Origin of the sequence: Priestia sp. FSL R5-0597, from assembly GCF_038006305.1 — a bacterium.
GTDB classification, from domain to species: Bacteria; Bacillota; Bacilli; order Bacillales; family Bacillaceae_H; genus Priestia; species Priestia zanthoxyli.
Map to the genome: position 1 here is coordinate 1,840,819 of NZ_JBBOUZ010000001.1, position 20,475 is coordinate 1,861,293.

The window sequence follows — 20,475 nt, forward strand, 5'->3', positions numbered from 1 at the left end:
AAGGATTGCAAACGAGCTTCTGCCGATTGTAATCCTTTTTTATTCTTATTTTTTCTTTTGGCTTTTTGCACGATTAGCGTCAAGCTCAGCCGCATATTCTTCTTGAGACTTTCCTTGCTTTTGACTCTCAGACTGAATCTTTTTAAATTTGTTATCGTTTAAATTTGGCATATTAGCACCTCCTTGCAGACAGGGTTATTTTGTACAAACATTAAGGATTTATATGCTAAAAAGTTTTAATGAACTTGATTAGAAATTTCGCTCAATGCTGCACCGGCTTCATCAACATATACGTTCACGGTCGCAAGGTCACCGATTGCACAGATTCCAACCATATTATTATTCTCCACTACAATAATGCGGCGAATTTGATGATCGGCCATCATACGTGCACATTCATGAATATCCGTATCTGGAGAACAAGTAATCACATCTTTAGTCATACAATCATGGCAATGCACAGTGTTGCAATCTTTTCCATCCGCCACGCAGTTTAACACGATATCACGGTCTGTGATCATTCCCATTACTCGATTTTCTTGACACACTGGCACAGAGCCACAATTAATATCACGCATTAATTTTGCTGCAGCTGTTACTGGGTCGTGCGGTGCACAAGCTTTCACATCTTTAGTCATAACTTCACGTACTGTAGTCATTTTTAATTCCTCCTTTTAAACATTCACCTCCGTATGTTCTCCATGCACATGCAGAATATGAGAATCAATAATTTCCTGAAAGCAAAAAATCTTGTAATAAAAGACGAATAAAAGAACGAACGCAGTGTAATAAACACATAAAAAAGAGCCTATTACACAAACTAAAGAGAATATGGTTTAGCTTACATTTTCGTAACGGCAGGAGTTGGGTACATAATGAAAGGAAAGTTAACGCTTTTGGCAGTACTTTTATTGCCTTGGCTGTCTATAATAAAAGTTGATAAATTTGTCTTTAAAAGATACCTACCTGTTTTGACATTTAGTTCATTAGTTATTGCTTTTATCAGTGAGTTATCTAAAAGCTTTACATGGTGGAAAGTGAGGAAACCTCTTTTCCCTAAACTTTCAAGCGACGTTTCTTTTATATTTGGACCGTTTTTTATAGCTAATTTTTGGGTATTCAAGCTGACCTATGGGAATTTCAAAAAATATTTGTTAATTAACATCCTATTTGACTATCTATTTGCTTATCCCTTGACCAGTTTGGCAGAAAAATTAAAGGTATACAAAATGGTCAACATGACGCGTTTTCAACTTTTTGTGATCTCGATTGCCACTGCTTTTATTAATTATTTATATCAGTATTTCATAGAAGATGTTTTAAGGCAGAGAAGACAATAGCTTATATGTTACCGTATAAGGCTTAATAAAAAAGAGTTATTAAGCACACGGAAACAAATTAACTTTTTGAGGTCCATTTTATGATGGACTATTTCTTATGTCTAAAATAATTTACAAATTTTCGAAAGCAAAGCTAATAAACAAATCGGCTATTTTCAAACAAAGAGGTGAAAACTTATTTATTTTTAATATACGGATTCTAAAATAGAGTCATCTATGTAATAAATAAAACAAAAATAAATTTATTTTTCTGAATTTTTATAATAATAGTTGTTTTTGTTATTGAAAATGTAAGTGCTTTCAATTATACTTTTAATAAATCGATTTACAAAACCGATTTACAAAACCGATTTACTTTAAAACTTTGTTTAACTTCAGATACACTTAATTGTCCATGTGGCTTTAACCAGGTTAACTAGTACATCATATAAGAAAAGTTATATCTAGTCAGAAAGGTAGGCGATTTAATGTCCTCTACATGTGGTGTTTTCACTTTAGGTGATGCTATGATTACTCTCAACCCTTCCATAACAGGACCTTTGCGATTTGTTCCAAATTTTGAACGAAAGGTGGGAGGGGCTGAACTTAATTTTGCTGTTGGCTGCGCACGACTTGGGCTACGTGCAAAATGGCTGAGTCGTTTAGGAAAAGATGAATTTGGGCGTTTCATTTATAACTTTGCACGTGGTGAAGGAATAGATATGGAATACGTTTCGTTTATAAACGGCTTTTCTACATCTCTAAATTTTAAAGAAATTAGAGAAGATGGTTCAGGAAAAACTTTTTATTATCGACATCAGTCTCCCATTTTAACATTAGAACCAGAAGATATTCAGGAAACGATGTTTGAGAACATTCATCTAATACATATAACAGGTGTGTTCTTAGCTATAGACTATAAAAATATTGAAATTGTCAAAAGGATAATTGAAATTGCGGCTAAAAAAAGAATCCCTGTTTCATTCGATCCTAATATAAGACTGAAATTATGGACAATTGAAGAGGCGCGATCCGTTTATTTTGAAATTTTTCCACATGTTGATATTTTGCTAACTGGACTTGATGAAATAAATATGATTACAGGAAGTAATTCTGAAAGTGAGTTAGCAAGCCTAGCCAGACGTTACAGTATCGGTCAACTTGTAATTAAAGACGGTGAGAATGGTTCGAAGGTATACAGCAATGGAAAATGGTATCGAAAGAATGCTTTTAAAGTTAAAGCGATAGACACAGTCGGTGCAGGAGATGGTTTTGATGCTGGTTATGTCTATGGATATTTACATGGATTATCTTTAGATGAAAGGTTAGAACTTGGGAATAGTGTAGGAGCTCTAGTTACGACTGTATCAGGAGATAATGAAGGGCTGCCTTACTTAGAAGAAGTTTCAGCTTTTATGCAGAAAGAAGCGATTATTGAAAGGTAGATTAATAGAAGTTATCAGAACAAAAAACTAATTATTCTAACTATTAAAATGATAAGTTGAATTCATCAAACTTCTTTATCATGTAAGGGGGTGTAAAAATGTCCACTGTAACTGTACAAGTGGAAGAAGTTAAACAGCTCGTTATTAAAAAGTTAACTAAGGAAAAGGTAAACAAAGCGTATGCAGAACAAATCGCAGACGTATTGACTCACGCAGATTTGAGAAATGTAAATTCACATGGTGTATTAAGAACAGAGCACTACATAAATCGTTTGCGAGCGGGTGGAATCAATCCTGATGCCAACATTTCTTTTCGTTCTACGGGACCTGTAACTGGAATTATTGACGGAGATGACGGGTTTGGTCATGTAATTGGCAACATTGCTGTTGATCATGCGATTAAGATGGCCGGTGAAAATGGAGTTGGCATGATTACTGTTATAAACAGCAGCCACTGCGGTGCATTAAGTTATTTTGTTCAAAAAGCAACAGAAGCCGAATTAATTGGAATGGCCATGACACACACCGATAAGATTGTTGTACCGTTTGGAGGAAAAGCATCTTTTCTTGGAACAAATCCAATTGCTTATGGTATACCTGCAAAAACAAAAAAGCCATTTATTCTTGATATGGCTACTTCCAATGTAGCTTTTGGAAAAATTCTTCAAGCCCGTGAAGAAGGAAAAGAAATTCCTGCAAGTTGGGGAGTAGATGAGAATGGCATTCCTGTAACAGATCCTAATAAGGTCGTTTCTCTTTCTACATTCGGCGGGCCTAAAGGGTACGGTTTATCTGTGATTGTAGATGTATTTTCTGGCTTACTAGCCGGAGCTGCATTTGGTCCTCACATTAGCAAAATGTACGGGGACCTTGATAAAAAAAGAAAGCTTGGTCACTATTTTTGTGTAATAAACCCTTCTTTCTTTACAGATAAAAATCACTTTTTAGAACAAATGGATCAAATGATAGAAGAGCTACAGCAAGTACCGCCCGCTCCAGCAACTGAACGTGTATATGTGCCGGGGGAAATTGAACAGTTACATGAAGAAAGAAACCTGGAACAAGGGGTTACGATCGCCTCAAGCGTATACGAATTTCTAAAGGAGTAGGTGAAGAAATGAAAGAAGTCCAAATTAAACAAGCTCATAAACTCGTTATCCAGGAAACAGAAAGACCCAAAATTCTAAGCCCTAAAGATGTCTTAGTGAAGACAAAACGAGTAGGAATTTGCGGATCTGATATGCATATCTATCATGGAACAAACCCTCTTGCTACTTTACCACGGGTGGTTGGTCATGAAGTAGCAGGAGAAGTTATGGAGACTGGTAAGAGCGTTACCGGTATTCAAATAGGTGATCATGTAGTTGTAGAACCTATTAATTACTGTGGAGAGTGCTACGCATGCCAAAAAAAGAGGCCAAACGTGTGTGAAAATCTATCCGTATTTGGTGTTCATGAAGATGGCGGTATGAGGGAATGGTTCGTACTTCCAGAGAAGCAACTTCATGTTGTAGACTCAACTCTTCCCTGGGAAGAAATCGTATTGGCAGAACCTTACACTATAGGTGCCCAAGCTGTTTGGAGAGGTGAGGTAGAAAAAGGAGATACGGTACTCATTCAGGGAGCAGGACCTATTGGAATTTGTATATTAAAATTAGCCAAACTTCAAGGGGCAACCGTGATGATGACAGACTTAAGTGAAGAGCGATTAGGATTTGCGAATGAAAATGGAGCTGATGTTACTGTTCATGCTGGGCAGGAAGACGTTCGAGATCGAGTTAAAGAATGGACGAATGGAAAAGGAGCAAACGTAGTAATTGATGCCGTGTGCTTACCAAATACATTTGAATTGTCCTTTGAAGTAGTATCGGCTGCAGGAAAGGTAGTCGTGCTTGGATTTGACGAAAGGCCTTCTGCTATTCCGCAGCTGCCTATTACTAAAAAAGAAATAACAGTAACAGGATCGCGATTGCAAACAAATCAATTTCCTAAAATTGTTCAACTATTAAATGAAAAGAAGCTGTATCATAACGGTTTAATAACGCATCAATTTGCATTAGATGAAGTACAAGAGGCGTTTAATTTTGTAGAAGCACATCCAGAACAAGTTCGTAAGGCTATTATTGTATTTGACTAAGGAGGAAAAAATGAATAAATATTTAACTGTTAACGCATTAACAAGCACAAAGATAGTCGCTGTCATTCGCGGGAAAGATGCGAGTGAAGCAACTGAATTGTCTAAAGCGGCGGTAGAAGGCGGCATTAAAGCAATAGAGTTAACGTATACTACTCCTCAAATTGAAGATACATTTAGAGCCTTAAAAGGGCTAGATGTCCTTTTAGGAGCAGGTTCTGTACTAGATTCAGAAACAGCTCGTCATGCTATTTTAAATGGGGCAAAATTTATTGTAAGTTCTCACTTTGTTGAAGATGTGGCTAAACTTTGCAATCGATACGGTATTCCTTATATGCCCGGATGTATGAGCATTCGAGAAATGGCTAGTGCTCTTGAACTAGGGTGCGATATTCTTAAACTATTTCCTGCAGGTCACTTTGATCCATCTTTTATTAAAGCTGTAAATGGTCCTCTACCTAACGTGAAAATTATGCCTACAGGTGGAATTAACTTAAATAACATAGAAGAATGGCTAAACGCAGGAGCTGTAGCTATCGGCATTGGGAGTGATTTAAACAAAGCCTATCAAAATGGGGGACATGAAGCTGTTGTTAAATTAAGTGAGAAATATATAGAAAAGTGTAGTGCACTAACGGAGGTGTTATCATGAATATTACTTTTAGATGGTATGGAAAAGGAAATGATACAGTTACTTTGGAACAGGTTAAACAAATTCCTGGGGTAAAGGGAATTGTTTGGGCATTGCATGAAAAGCCTGTAGGGGATGTATGGGAAATAGAAGAAATCCAAAGAGAAATCCAGTATATTCGATCATTTGGTTTCCATACTGATGTTGTTGAAAGCGTTAATGTTCACGAATCTATTAAATTGGGGAGTGCAGAGCGAGAATTTTATATTGAGAACTATAAACAAACAATTCGCAATCTCGCAGAATCTGGTGTCAAAGTCATTTGTTATAATTTTATGCCAATCTTTGATTGGACTCGTACTGAAATGTTTCATCCTTTAGCGGATGGATCTACTGCCTTATTTTATGAAAAAGAAAAAGTAGAAAATATTGATCCTAAAGAGCTAATTCGTACTGTAACAGCAGCCTCAGATCTGACGTTACCTGGGTGGGAGCCTGAAAAACTGGATCACATTTCGGAGCTATTTGAGGCGTACAAAAAGATAGATGAAGATTTGTTGTGGGAAAATTTAGAGTTTTTCCTTAGAGAAGTATTACCTGTGGCAGAGGAATGTGGAATTAAATTAGCCATTCATCCGGATGATCCACCTTGGTCTATTTTGGGATTACCCCGTATTATTACAGGCGAAACAAGCTATGAAAAATTGATGGCTATATCCGATTCACCATCTAACGCATTTACTTTATGTACAGGATCAATGGGCGCTAATCCTAAAAATAATATGGTGGAGATTGCTAAAAAATACGCTTCCCGTTCGCCTTTTGCCCATGTTCGCAATGTAAAAATCTATGAGAACGGCGACTTTGTAGAGACTTCTCATTATACACAAGATGGATCCATCAACATTCAAGGTGTTGTAGAAGAATTAAGCAATCAAAACTATAGCGGTTACGTAAGGCCTGATCATGGTCGTCATATTTGGGGAGAAGTTTGTCGCCCTGGCTACGGGTTATATGATCGAGCTTTAGGAATTATGTACTTACTTGGTCTATGGGATGCGCATCAAGTCAATAAGGTAGGGGAGAAAGAATGGGTTCAATTCACGAAAATTTAACTGGAAGAGTTGCTGTAATTACTGGGGGTAGCGGTGTTCTTTGTTCTAAAATGGCACAAGAGTTAGCGAGTCAAGGTATGAAAGTAGCTATCTTGAACAGAACTATCGATAAAGGAAGAAAAATAGTTAATGAGATTAAGGAATTAGGTGGAATAGCTATTTCTGTTAAGGCTGATGTATTAGATAGAGATTCTTTATTACATGCAAGAGAGGAAATTCTTAAAACATTTGGCCATATTGATTTACTTATTAACGGTGCCGGCGGGAACCATCCTGATGCTATTACAGAGGGAGAAAAGTATAGTGAAAAGGTGGAGGGAAAAACATTTTTTGATTTAGATGAAAATGGTTTTTCACAAGTGTTTTCTAGTAATTTCATAGGAACGTTTTTAGCTAGTCAAGTTTTTGGGAAGGCTTTATTAGAAGCAAGGTCTCCCGTTATTATTAACATTTCTTCTATGAGTTCATATGCACCGATGACCAAAGTACCGGCGTATAGTGCTGCTAAGGCTTCTATTAATAACTTTACCATGTGGATGGCTGTTCATTTTGCTGAAGCTGGTTTACGAGTAAACGCTATCGCGCCAGGATTCTTTTTAACAAAACAGAACCGAAATTTATTGCTTAATAATGATGGAAGCTTAACAGAAAGATCCAATAAAATTATTACTTCGACACCAATGAAGCGGTTTGGAAAACCAGAGGATTTACTTGGAACGTTACTTTGGCTTGCAGATGAAACGTATTCCGGATTCGTTACGGGTATCACAGTACCAGTCGATGGAGGGTTCATGGCTTACGCGGGCGTTTAGACTATCACATTCCTTATCAAATGGAGCCGTAAAAATAAAACTATCAACAAATAATTGTAAATACATTCCTAATACAATAAAATATTGTTTGATTACATGAATCGTGAATCAATTACTCTTTATAAGTTAGGAATGAATGATATGACCAAAGTTACTATTGCAGATGTAGCTCAACATGCTAAGGTATCCAAAAGTACAATCTCTCAGTTTTTGAACAAGCGATACGAACATATGAGTGAAAAAACCAGAAAAAAGATTGAAGAAGCAATTAAAGATTTAAACTATGAACCTAATATTTTGGCCCGTAGTTTAAAGCAAAAGTCGACGTTTACAGTAGGAGTTGTTGTCGCGAATATACTCCATACGTTTTCAACTCAAATCATTCGTGCGATAGAGAACTATTTTTATAACCAGGGATTTCATATTATTGTTTGTAACGCTGACGATGAGCCAGATAAAGAAAAAAATTATATTCAAATGTTAAAAGCAAAGCAAGTAGATGGTATTATTATTTTCCCTACAGGGGGAAATCCAGATTTATATAAGCGAATGAAAAAAGAAAATTTCCCTATTGTATTTATGGATAGAACCATTCCAGAACTTGAAATTGCTACGGTCATGCTTGATAATCACTTAGCGGCTAAGCTGGCAATTGATCACTTTGTTGAAAAAGGATACAAAGATATTGCTATTGTAACTACCTCCATCATTCGAAACATTAGCCCGCGGGTCGAGAGAATTGAAGGGTATAAATCATCCTTGCTATCACATGGGATAAGTCCCAGTGAAAATTATATTAAAACAGCAGATATAGAAAAGATTTCGGAAGCGCTTTCTGAGTTATTCAATTTAACCCAGCCGCCTAAGGCAATATTAGCAGGGAACGATATTGTTCTTAATGAAGTTCTGCAATATATAAAAAAAGAAAATTTAAGAATACCACAAGACCTAGCTGTTATTGGTATTGACGAGGTATCGTTTGCAAAGCTTTATACGCCAACGATTACCACTATTAAACAGCCTACCGTACAGATGGCGAATTTAGCAGCAGAGCTTCTTTTTAATCAAATTAATAAAACGGATAAAATTGATACCAGTATCCATCGTTTGAAACCAATTCTGCTTCTGGGAACTTCTTGTTAGAAACCATCAAGCAAAAAAGAAATACTTTTTTGCTTGATTTTTAGTAAATCGATTTACTTTACAAAATGATTTTGATTGAAGAAAGAAATTATTTAGCTTTGGTTTATAATGATACCGCTTTCAATAGAAGGCAATGGCTTTACAAACAAAGGGGGGTATTTATGTTTTCACAAGGGAAAGGTATTGTCATTTTGTTTTTATTTTTAGCAGGAATTATTAATTACCTAGATCGTTCTGCATTATCAATTGCAGCTCCTTTTATTCAAGATGATTTATCTCTTACACCCACTGAGATGGGAATTATTTTTAGTAGTTTCTCTGTAGGCTATGCAATTTTCAATTTTCTTGGAGGAATGGCTTCTGACAAATACGGTGCTAAGTTGACTCTTTTTGTAGCTATGATTGTGTGGTCAATATTTAGCGGTGCTCTAGTCATTGCTGTAGGCTTTGCAAGTATGATTGCTATTCGAGTTTTATTTGGGATGGGTGAAGGTCCACTCTCTGCTACAATAAGTAAAATGGTAAATAACTGGTTTCCATCAAGTAATCGTGCGACTGTTATTGGTTTGACTAACAGCGGTACACCTCTTGGAGGGGCTATCTCTGGTCCAATTGTTGGTTTTATTGCAATTGCATATGGCTGGAAAGTTTCCTTTGTTGCCATTATGTTAATTGGGATTATTTGGGCTGTTTGCTGGTGGAAATTTGTTAAAGAAAAACCTTCAGATACATCAGAAGAGCTAAAAACGCAAGAAATTCCTGTAGCACCAGAAAGTAAATTGAAGCTAACTTTTTATTTAAAACATAGAACTGTGTTATTCACAGCATTTGCATTTTTTGCCTATAACTACATTTTGTTCTTTTTCCTAACGTGGTTTCCAAGTTACTTAGTAGATGCGCGTGGCCTGAGTGTAAAAGAGATGAGTATTACTACTGTCATTCCTTGGATTCTCGGTTTTATCGGCCTTGCTCTAGGAGGCTTCGTATCAGATTTCTTCTCCAAAAAATTCGCTCAAAAAGGAGTGCTGTTTTCGCGCAAATTGGTACTTGTCACATGTTTGTTTTTATCAGCTGTTTGCATAGGTGTAGCAGGCCTTGTAACAACTACAGTCAGTGCGGTCACCCTGGTTGCCCTTTCCGTGTTTTTTCTGTATTTAACAGGAGCTATTTATTGGGCAATCGTTAACGATGTAGTAGACAAAAATAACGTTGGATCCGTAGGAGGGTTCATGCACTTCTTGGCTAATACAGCAGGAATCATTGGTCCCACATTAACCGGTTTCCTTGTTGAGAGATCAGGAACTTACACTGCTGCCTTTTTACTTGCGGGAGGACTAGCAGTATTTGCCTCACTTGCCGTTATTCGATTTGTACGTCCAATTGTAAAACCTACATCGCAAATTTTACCAAAAGAGGTTAATTTAAGTTCTAAGACAGGGCTATAGAATTAGATAAGAGGGTACAAGCACATCGTTACTTATTTGCTTGTACTCTTTTTTACATTACTTTATTTATATGTTGCTTGTATCATTTTTCTTTCTATAGGAGGCTGGAGTTGTATTCATATATTTCTTAAACATTCGATAAAAATGAGGATTACTTTCAAATCCACACATTTCAGCAATGTGAGAAATTGTATAATCGGTTTCTAGTAAAAGATCTTTCGATTTAATAATTCGCTTTGTGTTGATATACACAGTTAATCCTATTCCTGTTGTTTCTTTAAAAACCCTGCTGAAGTGAGAAGGACTGACTAAACATTTATCTGCAAGAGTTGTCAATGAGAGAGGTTCATGTAGATGTTCGTTTATATAAAGCAAGATGTCTGCAATCCAATCTACCTTATAATTATTATCTTTTATTCTTCCCTTGCTCTTGGTTTGAGTACGATATAACTCTATCATCATTTGATGAATAATTAGTAAGGCATAATGCTTAGAACCCGGTTCTTTGCGAGTTACTTCTTCATAAAGTTGTATAAGCAATTTTTCAATTTGTTGTTTTTCCTCTGACTGCAGCATAATTTTATAGTTTTTACTCTTTTTCACTACATCAAACACACTAAAGTAAGAAAAAGAATCGTTAATTAAATCTTTATAGATTAGCATTGGGCTAAAAAAAAGAATAGTAGACGTTACAGGGTTTTTTCTATCTGGCATCGCTCGATGAATTGTATTATTAGGAATTAAAAAAATATCTCCTTGATTCATTTCGTGAAAAATATCACCTATAAAAAAAGTTCCTTTACCTCCGTAAACGTACACAATCTCGTAATAATCATGCATATGGTTAGATAGTTCTTTTTGAGGACTTTTCGTATCCTTATAGACAAATAAAAATGGAAAATTACTGTGCAATTCACTTTTTAAGTTACTCATGAAATCCACCTCCTCTTTTTACTAATTTATATCAAAAAACAGTATAAATACAGCAAAAATTGCAATTTTTATCTCAAATATTGATGATACTATATAAATATATCCGTAAAATGAAACCGTTATCTTTTTTTTAAAAGCAACTAAATATGAGGAGAATGGAGGAGGAAAAATGAGCAAGGTAATTCAATTACATTCAAAAGACAGTGTTGTCATTTCTATAAAGGAGATTGCTAAAGGTGAAGTTATAAACGTGCAAGGCGAGGGTGAAAACAGTATTGAAATTCCTATTCGTACTGATATTCCTAAAGGTCATAAAATTTTAGTAAAGCCTCGTAAAAAAGGTGAGGACATCTTTAAATATGGATACTCAATCGGAAAAGCTAAAACAGATTTAGAAGAAGGGGAATGGATTCACACTCATAATTTACAATCCGGATTAAGTGGTATTTTGAATTATGAGTATCAGCCAACTTCTCAACCAAATATTCCAAAAACCTCGAATTATACGTTTCAAGGATATATTCGTGAAAATGGCGAAATCGGAATTCGTAATGAGATTTGGATTATTAATACGGTTGGGTGTATCAATAAAACGTGTGAGTTTCTAGCTAAAATGGCGACTGAACAGTTCAGAGATGAAAGAGTGGATGGCATTTATCATTTTCCTCATCCATACGGCTGCTCGCAATTAGGAGATGATCTCACAAATACACAAAAGCTTTTAGCTTCTTTAACTCAGCATCCAAATGCTGGAGGTATCCTAGTCGTCGGATTAGGTTGTGAAAATAATCAAATTGAAGCGTTTAAAGAGGTTATTGGTGAGTATGCGACAGATCGTATTAAATTCCTCAAAGCACAAGAAGTTGAAGACGAATTAGAAAAAGGAATATCTCTTATTTCGGAGTTAGTCGCACATGCTAATCAATATGAACGCCAGCCTATCCCACTTTCAAAACTAAAAATAGGTTTGAAGTGTGGAGGATCCGATGGTTTCTCAGGTATTACAGCGAACCCGTTAGTTGGAGCAGTTTCTGATATAGTCGTTGCTAGTGGCGGAACAGCTATTTTGACAGAAGTACCAGAAATGTTTGGTGCGGAAACGCTTCTAATGAGCCGGGCTAAGAATGAAGAAACTTTTAACAAAATTACAAATCTAGTTAATGATTTTAAAGAATATTTCATTCAACATAATCAAGAAATTTATGAAAATCCATCTCCAGGAAATAAAGATGGTGGCATTAGCACTCTAGAGGAAAAATCTCTTGGTTGTACACAAAAAGGAGGACATTCTAGAGTTGAAGATGTTGTTCCATATGGTGAACGGGTAATTAAATCCGGATTGAACCTAGTAAATGCCCCTGGAAATGATTTAATTTCCGTAACAGCATTAGCTGCAGCGGGTGCTCATATTGTACTGTTTACAACGGGGAGAGGTACACCATTTGGAGGTCCTGTACCTACAGTGAAGATATCAACAAACTCCGAGTTAGCACATCGCAAAAAACATTGGATTGATTACAATGCAGGCAGGCTAATTGAAGATCAAACCATGGAGGAACTAAAGCATGATTTATTGCAGTATATTTTGAATGTTGCTTCAGGTCAAACTCAAACAAATAATGAACGTTTAGGATTTCGCGAAATTAGTATTTTTAAAGACGGTGTCATTCTTTAATACGCGTGTATTGAATAAACGAATCTTAATTTGAAATGGAGAGGTAAAGCATGAAAAGTATTGTATGTGAACAGCCCACTCAGTTAAAAAAAGTTGAAAGTCAAAAACCTATCCCCCGGGCAGGAGAAGCATTAATTCGTATTCAACGTATTGGAATATGCGGTACAGACATTCATGCCTATGGAGGAAACCAGCCCTTTTTCACTTACCCTCGTGTACTCGGTCATGAATTATCAGGATACATTGAATTTATTCCTCACAATGAGTTGGGATTAAAAGTTGGTGACCAAGTCTCTATTATCCCTTATATGGAATGTGGAAAATGCATTGCTTGTCGAAATGGAAAAACAAATTGCTGTACAGATATGAAAGTGTTAGGTGTACATATTGAAGGAGGAATGAGTGAGTGGATTACGGTTCCTTATACACATTTAGTGAGAACTGAGGGATTAACACTTGATCAAGCTGCAATGGTGGAACCATTAAGTATAGGAGCTCATGCAGTTAGACGCGCTGAGATTCAGCAAGGAGAATTTGTCTTAGTCATTGGTGCTGGTCCTATTGGTTTAGGGGTGATGGCATTTGCTAAAGACCGAGGAGCAAAGGTCATAGCAATGGATGTAAATAACGAACGCTTAGCGTTTGCTAATGAGTGGGCTAAAGTGGATTATACGTTAAATGTTCTTAATAATCCATTTGATAAATTAGTAGAGTTAACAAAGGGAGAGATGCCAACAATAGTATTTGATGCGACGGGCAATGCTAAATCAATGACAGAGGCATTTAACTATTCGGCTCATGGGGGAAAATTAATATATGTAGGTCTAGTGAAAGCAGACATCTCATTTAACGATCCTGAATTCCATAAACGAGAGCTGACGCTGATGGGAAGCAGGAATGCCACGTTAGAAGATTTTCATTATGTAGTAGACACTCTTAAACGCAAGAAAGTAGATTTAAATCTTTATATTACCCATCGAGCACAGTTTGATCAACTAATTGAAAAGTTTGAAGACTGGTTAAACCCTGAATCAAATGTGATTAAAGCTATTGTAGAAGTATAATTAATCACTGTTAAAAGCTAAGCAATTTATTAAACAAAGGAGGAACCTACATTGAATAATTCACAACACACCTTAAGCCCACTTAATAAAAAGACCACTCCTATTCAAGATAACTATGTAGGCTTAGAGTATCCTATAAAAGTGTTACAGATTGGGGAAGGGAATTTTCTGCGTGGCTTCTGTGACTGGATGATTCATCAATGCAACAAGAAAGGCTATTTTCAAGGAAGTATTGCTGTCACGCAGCCTCGACCTGCAGGGAAAGAGAAAATAGACAAATTGAAGGAGCAAGATGGCCTATATACTTTACTTACACGTGGAGTGGAAAACGGAAATAGAGTTACGTCTAGTGAAGTAATTTCCGTTTTCTCCCAAGTTATTAACCCATACGAAGAGTGGAATACCTTTTTACAATTAGCAGCAAATCCTACATTGGAATTTGTAATCTCTAATACGACGGAAGCGGGACTTAATTATCAGCCAACTTTATTAGAAGAAGGTGTCCCAATTCAATCATTTCCAGGAAAATTAACACTCTTTTTGTACCATCGCTATTTGCATTTTAGTGGAAATACAGAAAAAGGGTTAACTATGCTTCCGTGTGAACTTCTTGAAAGAAATGGAGATACGTTAAAAGAATGTGTGCTCCGTTATAGTAAAGAGTGGGAGTTACCTGAAGCATTTATAAAATGGTTAAAAGAACATAATTTATTCCTTAATTCGTTGGTAGACCGAATAGTCACAGGGTTTCCTAAGGAAGAAGCAGATTCTTTATTTACAGAATGGGGATATAAGGATTCCTTACTAAATACAGCAGAGCCTTATCATTTCTGGGCTATAGAAGGAATTAGTGAATTAGATCATCGCCTTCCTTTTAAAAAATCCGGTTTAAATGTGCATTGGGTGGAGGATTTATCTCCTTACCAAACACGAAAAGTCCGTATCTTAAATGGGGCTCATACACTTATGGCATTACGTGGAATTTTGTCAGGAGTGGAAACAGTAAAAGAATTTATGGATAACTCCAATTTTAAACACTTTCTGTATGAAGTAATAAAAAAAGAAGTTATTCCTTCTATCCAAGGTGATTTTAATGAAAACATAGTATACGCAGAAGAGGTATTTGAACGATTCACTAATCCATTTATTCATCATCGTCTTGCCGATATTTCATTAAACAGCTTATCGAAATTCAAACATCGTCTACTGCCTACTTTAAAAAGCTACGTCGATCTAAACGGAGTACTTCCACTTGGAATTGTTCAAGTCTTTGCGGCACTTATTCGTTTTTATAAAATAGAAAAGCTTAAAGGCACTTGGACAGGAGAAGATTTTAAGGGCTTCCCATATATATTAAAAGATGAAGAATATATCTTAAAGTTTTATAGAGACCAGTGGTTAAAATATCAAAAAAATCAGATTTCTCTTTTGCGACTTGTTGAAAGTATCCTAGGGAATAAAGATTTTTGGGATGAGGATTTAAATCATATAAAAGGCCTCTCAAACTTGGTACATAAATACTTAAATGAAATAATAAAATCCTGATAAATAACGAAATAACAAAAAAAGAGAAACGTAAGGGAGAAGATCAATCTCTTTCATGTTTCTCTTTTTTTGTCATCTACATAAGCTTTATCATTCAGAGCTCTCTTTTATCGCTAGAGAAAATCAATACTCTCGCACAGACCAAAGAGCTAGAGGAATATAAGGAAGTCGTGACTCTCTTAACAAAAAATGATTGATTGGATGTTTCAGCAAGTAAAGCAAACAAACTAGTAAGAAATAAAGCTCCATACTTCATTACTCCCAAAAATCTCTTCCAGTTAATAAGAACTGGAAGAGCTTTTTTACTTTTATCAGAATCTACGCGCTAGGAGAAAGATATTTCACACCACATTTAACCAAATATGTGACGAAATTATGGTAAAGCCATTTAAACTAGATAAAAATCGCTTCAAGTGTGAGAAATATCACACCTTTTAAACATACAACATGATAATTTTTTAGGAGTAAGCAATATGTCATGACAAACTTCAATATGTTAGGAGGTTTTTAGCTCTTTGATCTGTTGAGATGCATCTCTAATATGAACGTTTATATACCATTATTATGTACAGAAATTTAAAGGAAGGGAGCCTGAGCTGAGGTGAGAAAGCAAAAATCAATGCATATTGGCAAGTTAATCATTCTCTCCGTATTCATTACAATTTTTTTAGCAGGCTGTGATAGTCGTTATTTGATTTTAAATCCGCAGGGGGCGGTGGCTCAAAAAGAATACCAGTTAATTATTTTTTCCATAATTTTATGCACAATTGTTGTTATTCCTGTTTTAGGTCTGCTTGTGTATATCGTTTTACGCTACCGTGATAAGCCTGGAAACAAGGCTCCGTATCGACCAGATTGGGACGATAGCAAGCGTCTTGAATTTATTTGGTGGGGCATCCCCATTATTATTATTGGCATTTTAGGTTTCGCTACGGCCAAGACGACTTATGAATTAGTAGATCCACCGAAAAAAGATGTAAAGCCGCTAACGATTGAAGTAACGTCTCTTGATTGGAAATGGTTATTCCAATATCCGGATCAAGATATTGCGACAGTCAACTATGTCGAAATTCCAAAGAATGTGCCCGTTCAATTCGTGCTAACGTCAGATGCACCTATGAATTCCTTTTGGGTACCGGAGTTGGGAGGACAATTATATACAATGCCGGGAATGGCCATGGGGCTTTGGCTGCAAGCTAATCACAAGGGAGAATATTTTGGTTCAGGTGCTAATTTTACGGGTGAAGGGTTCGCTCATATGAACTTTAAAGTTAAATCTACATCGACAAAAGAATTTAATCAGTGGGTAAGGCAAGTAAAAGAAACAGCACCAGCTTTAACAAAAGCTGATTATAACAGTCTTGCAAACCAAGGTCTTTCTTTAGAGAAATCGTATTCTACCATTCCTAAAGGTTTGTTCCAAGAAACTGTCATTAAAAACGGTGGTCAATATTATAGTCAGCATCACCATATGAAAAATGAAGACATGAAGACAATGAATGTGGCTTCTGATGAACAAGCACATACACAGCACGAGCACCAGGAAGGAGGAAACTAAGTTGTTAGACAAATTAAAAGATTTTTCATCTCATTTTTTTGTGACTGGAGAACCGATGATTTACGGAGCCGATGTCGCCGTATTGTTAACACTAGCCGGTATTATTTTTGTTCTTACGTATCTTAAAAAGTGGAAGTGGCTATGGCGTGAGTGGCTCACAACGGTGGATCATAAAAAAATTGGAATCATGTATATGCTTTCTTCATTGTTAATGCTGTTTCGAGGCGGAGTAGATGCATTATTGATGCGTATGCAACTAGCATTTCCTCAGTGGCATTTTCTAGATTCTAATCATTACAACGAAATTTTTACTACGCACGGAACCATTATGATTCTATTTATGGCAATGCCGCTTATGTTTGCTTTCTTTAATATTGTTGTACCTCTTCAAATTGGAGCAAGAGATGTCGCCTATCCTTTTTTAAACGCGGTAAGCTTTTGGCTATTTTTCTTTGGCGCCATGCTTTTCAATTTGTCGTTTGTAATCGGAGGATCGCCAGATGCAGGGTGGTTGAGTTATCCGCCGCTTTCTGGCATGCAGTTCAGTCCTGGACCAGGTCAAGATTTTTATATTTGGGGCATTCAAATATCAGGTATTGGCAGCTTGGCTTCTGGAATTAATTTTATTATGACCATTTTAAAAATGCGTGCGCCTGGCATGAAACTTATGCATATGCCGCTATTCACGTGGTCTGTTCTAGCAAGCTGTATTATTATCATTTTCGCGTTTCCTGTATTAACCGTAACGCTTGCTTTATTGTTTATCGACCGCTTCTTTGACGGACACTTGTTTACCATGACCGGCGGTGGAAATCCGATGATGTACATTAACTTAATTTGGATGTGGGGACATCCTGAAGTGTATATTGTTGTGCTTCCGGCATTCGGCATTTTTTCTGAAATTGTTGCAACGTTTTCTCAAAAGAAGATATTTGGCTATAAATCTATGGTTTTTTCAATGATGATTATTAGCGTTCTATCGTATTTCACATGGGTGCATCATTTCTTTACGATGGGTGCAGGTGCTAATGTAAATGTGTTTTTTGCTATTACCACGATGGCCATCGGGATTCCAACGGGTGTTAAAGTGTTCAACTGGTTATTTACAATGTTCCGCGGCCGTATTCAAATGACGCAGCCAATGTTATGGACAATTGCTTTTATCCCGTGCTTTGTTGTGGGAGGAGCAACGGGTGTTATGCTTTCAGCAGCTCCCGCAGACTATCAGTATCATAATAGCTACTTTTTAGTTGCACACTTTCACCAAGTGTTAATCGGAGGCGTTGTATTCGGCTTCTTTGCAGGTTTGTACTATTGGTGGCCAAAAATGTTTGGCTTTAAACTAAATGACCGTCTTGGCAAATGGGCATTTTGGACGTGGAATATTGGTTTTTATGTATGCTTCATGCCTCAATATGCACTAGGGTTTATGGGAATGACGCGCCGTATTTATACGTACGATTTTGACATGGGATGGGGACCGCTGAACGTTATCTCTACAGTGGGAGCCTTCTTTATGGGCATAGGGTTTATCTTTCAAGCATGGCAGATTCTTCATGGCATTAAGTACGGAGAACGAGATGTAACAGGAGATCCATGGAATGGACGTACATTAGAATGGTCCATCCCTTCACCTCCGCCGCACTACAATTTTGCAGTGATTCCAACAGTAACGGGGCAAGATGCGTGGTGGACGATAAAAGAAGAAAGAAAAAAGAAAAAAGCGAAGGAAACAGCGGCTTTTTCTCCAATTCATATGCCTAAGAATTCAGGTATTCCATTTATCATGTCGATTTTCTGGTTCATTGCTGGTTTTGGCTTAACGTTCCACTGGGTATGGGTGGCGATATTCGGTTTGACAGGAGTAGGAGCTTGTTTACTAGCTCGTTCTTTTCAATACAACTCGGACTATTATATTCCCGTGGATGAAATTCAACATACAGAAGATTCAGTAGGGAGGGTCGGATAACATGGCATATGCGACAGCGCACCAGGAAGAACATCATCATGAACATGATGAAGAAATCAAAGTTATGGGTTTTTGGCTTTTCCTCGTAACGGACTGTATCTTATTTGGAGCATTATTTGCTACGTATGCTGTTCTTGTTAATCATACTGCAGGAGGCCTTACGGGAAAGGAATTTTTTGAAGTCCCAGGATTTGTTTCTGAAACGTTTATCTTATTAACGAGCAGCTTTACGAGCGGATTAGCTGTATTAAGCATGCACAAAGGAAAAATAAAGCCTTTAATTGGCTGGCTAATCGTAACGCTGCTTTTAGGTGTATGCTTTGTTGGTCTTGAAATTCATGAATTTCAAACAATGGTTCACGAAGGAGCAACCATTTCTACGAGCGCATTTTTTACGGCTTTCTACACGCTGGTGAGTACGCACGGGCTGCACGTCTCTGTCGGAATCATTTGGATGATTTCAATTACAATCCAGTTAAAACGATACGGAATTACCTCTATAACAAAACGAAAAGTGACGATTATCAGCTTATACTGGCATTTTCTTGATGCTGTCTGGATCTTCCTTTATACGGTTGTATATTTAATGGGGGTGATGTAGATGGAGAACCACGGGTCGTTAAAAGCTTATACAACCGGATTTATTTTCTCAATTATTTTAACCGTTATTCCTCTGCTGCTGGTATTAAACCACGTACTTGCTAAAAATATATTACTAGCTAGCATTCTAGGAATGGCCGTGCTTCAATTTTTCGTTCAATTGTTTTTCTTTATGCATATTAAAGACGGAGAGAAGCCTCGTTATAATGTGATGGCTTTGATACTTGGAATCGTTTTTGTTATTACGATTGTAGCAGGATCTATTTGGATAATGACTTTTAACTCTCAAGTTCAATAAAAATGGAGCCGTGTACGATGTGTGCGGCTCCATTTTTTATTAATTTCTATAAATTGTGATAAAAATCACATACTTTCGCTTGCGCAAAAAGTACAATAAAAGTGTAGCAAAGAAAGTTCTTTATAAACGAATGTTAAAGGAGAGATTATGATGAATATGGCTTATCGTAACATCCTCGTAGCAGTAGACGGTTCTGTAGAAGCGGAGTGGGCATTCAAAAAAGCAGTTAACAGTGCGAAAAAAAATAACGCTCATTTGATAATTTGTCACGTTATCGATATACAGGCGTTAAGTCCATCACCTTATGCATTTTATACGGATACACGCTTTCAAGATGCAGAGAAATTTGCTGAAGAACTTTTAACCAACTATAGTAACCTAGCCATTAAGGCTGGAGTAACGAAAGTCGAGACCTTAATTGAACACGGTTCTCCTAAAACAAAAATATCTAAAAAAATTGCTCCCGATAAGCACGTTGATTTAATTGTATGCGGTGCAACCGGGTTAAACGCGGTAGAGCGTATCTTAATTGGAAGTGTATCTCAGCATATTTTGCGCTATGCCAAATGTGATGTGTTAATCGTTCGCACCCCTAAAGAAGCTGAAGAGGAATCAAAGCCTTTACAAGTAGAACTAACAGAGTAACAGGTACAGACGAGAAATAAAACTTGTTGTGCACAGCAAAATACAAAGCTCTCACCATTTCATTTATTTAAAGAGTGGGGGGGAAACGTATTTTAGTTAAAAGAAGATCCGAACAAGGAGTCAAGGTTCTCAAGAGAGAACGTG

20 protein-coding genes are annotated in these 20,475 nt (G+C 36.7%); 17 read left to right on the plus strand and 3 right to left on the minus strand.

Features of this window, described 5'->3' with window-relative positions; translation table 11 throughout:
* Positions 1-45: 45 nt before the first annotated feature.
* Together MKX72_RS09400 and MKX72_RS09405 are read right to left on the minus strand one after the other, a co-directional pair.
* The gene (locus MKX72_RS09400; RefSeq protein WP_013056562.1) at positions 46-171 is read right to left on the minus strand and encodes a hypothetical protein; all 126 of its coding nucleotides are present in this window, start codon (positions 169-171) and stop codon (positions 46-48) included.
* A 65-nt stretch (positions 172-236) separates the two neighbouring features.
* Positions 237-659: a CBS domain-containing protein gene (locus MKX72_RS09405; protein ID WP_013056563.1), complete on the minus strand. Its 423-nt coding sequence runs from the start codon at positions 657-659 to the stop codon at positions 237-239.
* 216 nt (positions 660-875) lie between these two features.
* Here MKX72_RS09405 and MKX72_RS09410 point away from each other — a divergent pair, with 216 nt between their 5' ends.
* The 9 genes from MKX72_RS09410 (at position 876) to MKX72_RS09450 (ending at position 10,044) form a co-directional block, all read left to right on the plus strand.
* Entirely contained in the window at positions 876-1,340 is a 465-nt protein-coding gene (locus MKX72_RS09410; RefSeq protein ID WP_155008201.1) for a hypothetical protein, read from the plus strand.
* A 467-nt stretch (positions 1,341-1,807) separates the two neighbouring features.
* Complete coding sequence (locus MKX72_RS09415; RefSeq protein ID WP_155008200.1) at positions 1,808-2,764, plus strand: sugar kinase; 957 nt, start codon at positions 1,808-1,810, stop codon at positions 2,762-2,764.
* 98 nt (positions 2,765-2,862) lie between these two features.
* On the plus strand, positions 2,863-3,873 hold the full coding sequence (allD, locus tag MKX72_RS09420; RefSeq protein ID WP_155008199.1) for an ureidoglycolate dehydrogenase: 1,011 nt from the start codon (positions 2,863-2,865) through the stop codon (positions 3,871-3,873).
* A gap of 8 nt (positions 3,874-3,881) precedes the next feature.
* Positions 3,882-4,901 carry a zinc-binding alcohol dehydrogenase family protein gene (locus tag MKX72_RS09425; protein ID WP_155008198.1) on the plus strand — a complete coding sequence of 340 codons (1,020 nt, stop codon included), beginning with the start codon at positions 3,882-3,884 and terminating at the stop codon, positions 4,899-4,901.
* Positions 4,902-4,911: 10 nt separating this feature from the next.
* Positions 4,912-5,550, plus strand: coding sequence for a bifunctional 2-keto-4-hydroxyglutarate aldolase/2-keto-3-deoxy-6-phosphogluconate aldolase (locus MKX72_RS09430; RefSeq protein WP_095379512.1), 639 nt, complete (start codon positions 4,912-4,914; stop codon positions 5,548-5,550).
* On the plus strand, positions 5,547-6,644 hold the full coding sequence (gene uxuA / locus MKX72_RS09435; protein WP_155008197.1) for a mannonate dehydratase: 1,098 nt from the start codon (positions 5,547-5,549) through the stop codon (positions 6,642-6,644). The genes MKX72_RS09430 and uxuA overlap by 4 nt, the downstream gene beginning before the upstream one ends.
* Positions 6,620-7,456, plus strand: a complete 837-nt coding sequence (locus MKX72_RS09440; protein ID WP_155008196.1) for an SDR family oxidoreductase — start codon at positions 6,620-6,622, stop codon at positions 7,454-7,456. Before uxuA ends, MKX72_RS09440 begins: the two co-directional genes overlap by 25 nt.
* Before the next feature lie 141 nt (positions 7,457-7,597).
* Positions 7,598-8,599, plus strand: coding sequence for a substrate-binding domain-containing protein (locus tag MKX72_RS09445; RefSeq protein WP_155008195.1), 1,002 nt, complete (start codon positions 7,598-7,600; stop codon positions 8,597-8,599).
* Positions 8,600-8,760: 161 nt separating this feature from the next.
* A complete protein-coding gene (locus MKX72_RS09450) occupies positions 8,761-10,044 on the plus strand; it encodes an MFS transporter (protein WP_155008194.1) in 1,284 nt (427 codons plus the stop codon).
* Positions 10,045-10,110: 66 nt separating this feature from the next.
* On the opposite strand, the gene MKX72_RS09455 is transcribed toward MKX72_RS09450, so the two are convergent.
* Positions 10,111-10,977, minus strand: coding sequence for an AraC family transcriptional regulator (locus MKX72_RS09455; protein WP_114894998.1), 867 nt, complete (start codon positions 10,975-10,977; stop codon positions 10,111-10,113).
* A 169-nt stretch (positions 10,978-11,146) separates the two neighbouring features.
* Between MKX72_RS09455 and MKX72_RS09460 the strand changes: the two genes are divergently transcribed.
* The 8 genes from MKX72_RS09460 (at position 11,147) to MKX72_RS09495 (ending at position 20,331) form a co-directional block, all read left to right on the plus strand.
* Positions 11,147-12,652 (plus strand): UxaA family hydrolase, encoded by a 1,506-nt coding sequence (locus tag MKX72_RS09460; RefSeq protein ID WP_155008193.1) that lies wholly within the window; start codon positions 11,147-11,149, stop codon positions 12,650-12,652.
* A gap of 50 nt (positions 12,653-12,702) precedes the next feature.
* Positions 12,703-13,716 carry a zinc-binding alcohol dehydrogenase family protein gene (locus MKX72_RS09465; protein ID WP_155008192.1) on the plus strand — a complete coding sequence of 338 codons (1,014 nt, stop codon included), beginning with the start codon at positions 12,703-12,705 and terminating at the stop codon, positions 13,714-13,716.
* Positions 13,717-13,767: 51 nt separating this feature from the next.
* Positions 13,768-15,261, plus strand: coding sequence for a tagaturonate reductase (locus MKX72_RS09470; protein WP_155008191.1), 1,494 nt, complete (start codon positions 13,768-13,770; stop codon positions 15,259-15,261).
* Positions 15,262-15,880: 619 nt separating this feature from the next.
* Entirely contained in the window at positions 15,881-16,819 is a 939-nt protein-coding gene (locus MKX72_RS09475) for a cytochrome c oxidase subunit II (protein ID WP_155008254.1), read from the plus strand.
* A 1-nt stretch (position 16,820) separates the two neighbouring features.
* A complete protein-coding gene (qoxB, locus tag MKX72_RS09480; RefSeq protein WP_155008190.1) occupies positions 16,821-18,788 on the plus strand; it encodes a cytochrome aa3 quinol oxidase subunit I in 1,968 nt (655 codons plus the stop codon).
* A 1-nt stretch (position 18,789) separates the two neighbouring features.
* Positions 18,790-19,389, plus strand: coding sequence for a cytochrome o ubiquinol oxidase subunit III (gene cyoC / locus MKX72_RS09485; protein WP_155008189.1), 600 nt, complete (start codon positions 18,790-18,792; stop codon positions 19,387-19,389).
* A complete protein-coding gene (cyoD, locus tag MKX72_RS09490; protein ID WP_033578712.1) occupies positions 19,390-19,686 on the plus strand; it encodes a cytochrome o ubiquinol oxidase subunit IV in 297 nt (98 codons plus the stop codon).
* Positions 19,687-19,836: 150 nt separating this feature from the next.
* The gene (locus MKX72_RS09495; protein WP_026106550.1) at positions 19,837-20,331 is read left to right on the plus strand and encodes a universal stress protein; all 495 of its coding nucleotides are present in this window, start codon (positions 19,837-19,839) and stop codon (positions 20,329-20,331) included.
* Positions 20,332-20,475: the final 144 nt, after the last annotated feature.

Excerpts from the sequence above, each read along its gene's own strand:
- uxuA (WP_155008197.1), top strand. The coding sequence starts at position 5,547 with ATGAATATTACTTTTAGATGGTATGGAAAAGGAAATGATACAGTTACT.
- MKX72_RS09465 (WP_155008192.1), top strand. The coding sequence starts at position 12,703 with ATGAAAAGTATTGTATGTGAACAGCCCACTCAGTTAAAAAAAGTTGAA.
- MKX72_RS09440 (WP_155008196.1), top strand. The coding sequence starts at position 6,620 with ATGGGTTCAATTCACGAAAATTTAACTGGAAGAGTTGCTGTAATTACT.
- MKX72_RS09475 (WP_155008254.1), top strand. The coding sequence starts at position 15,881 with ATGCATATTGGCAAGTTAATCATTCTCTCCGTATTCATTACAATTTTT.
- MKX72_RS09495 (WP_026106550.1), top strand. The coding sequence starts at position 19,837 with ATGAATATGGCTTATCGTAACATCCTCGTAGCAGTAGACGGTTCTGTA.
- MKX72_RS09405 (WP_013056563.1), bottom strand. The coding sequence starts at position 659 with ATGACTACAGTACGTGAAGTTATGACTAAAGATGTGAAAGCTTGTGCA.
- allD (WP_155008199.1), top strand. The coding sequence starts at position 2,863 with ATGTCCACTGTAACTGTACAAGTGGAAGAAGTTAAACAGCTCGTTATT.
- MKX72_RS09430 (WP_095379512.1), top strand. The coding sequence starts at position 4,912 with ATGAATAAATATTTAACTGTTAACGCATTAACAAGCACAAAGATAGTC.
- MKX72_RS09455 (WP_114894998.1), bottom strand. The coding sequence starts at position 10,977 with ATGAGTAACTTAAAAAGTGAATTGCACAGTAATTTTCCATTTTTATTT.
- cyoD (WP_033578712.1), top strand. The coding sequence starts at position 19,390 with ATGGAGAACCACGGGTCGTTAAAAGCTTATACAACCGGATTTATTTTC.
- MKX72_RS09460 (WP_155008193.1), top strand. The coding sequence starts at position 11,147 with ATGAGCAAGGTAATTCAATTACATTCAAAAGACAGTGTTGTCATTTCT.
- MKX72_RS09450 (WP_155008194.1), top strand. The coding sequence starts at position 8,761 with ATGTTTTCACAAGGGAAAGGTATTGTCATTTTGTTTTTATTTTTAGCA.
- MKX72_RS09415 (WP_155008200.1), top strand. The coding sequence starts at position 1,808 with ATGTCCTCTACATGTGGTGTTTTCACTTTAGGTGATGCTATGATTACT.
- MKX72_RS09410 (WP_155008201.1), top strand. The coding sequence starts at position 876 with ATGAAAGGAAAGTTAACGCTTTTGGCAGTACTTTTATTGCCTTGGCTG.
- MKX72_RS09425 (WP_155008198.1), top strand. The coding sequence starts at position 3,882 with ATGAAAGAAGTCCAAATTAAACAAGCTCATAAACTCGTTATCCAGGAA.
- cyoC (WP_155008189.1), top strand. The coding sequence starts at position 18,790 with ATGGCATATGCGACAGCGCACCAGGAAGAACATCATCATGAACATGAT.
- MKX72_RS09445 (WP_155008195.1), top strand. The coding sequence starts at position 7,598 with ATGACCAAAGTTACTATTGCAGATGTAGCTCAACATGCTAAGGTATCC.
- MKX72_RS09400 (WP_013056562.1), bottom strand. The coding sequence starts at position 171 with ATGCCAAATTTAAACGATAACAAATTTAAAAAGATTCAGTCTGAGAGT.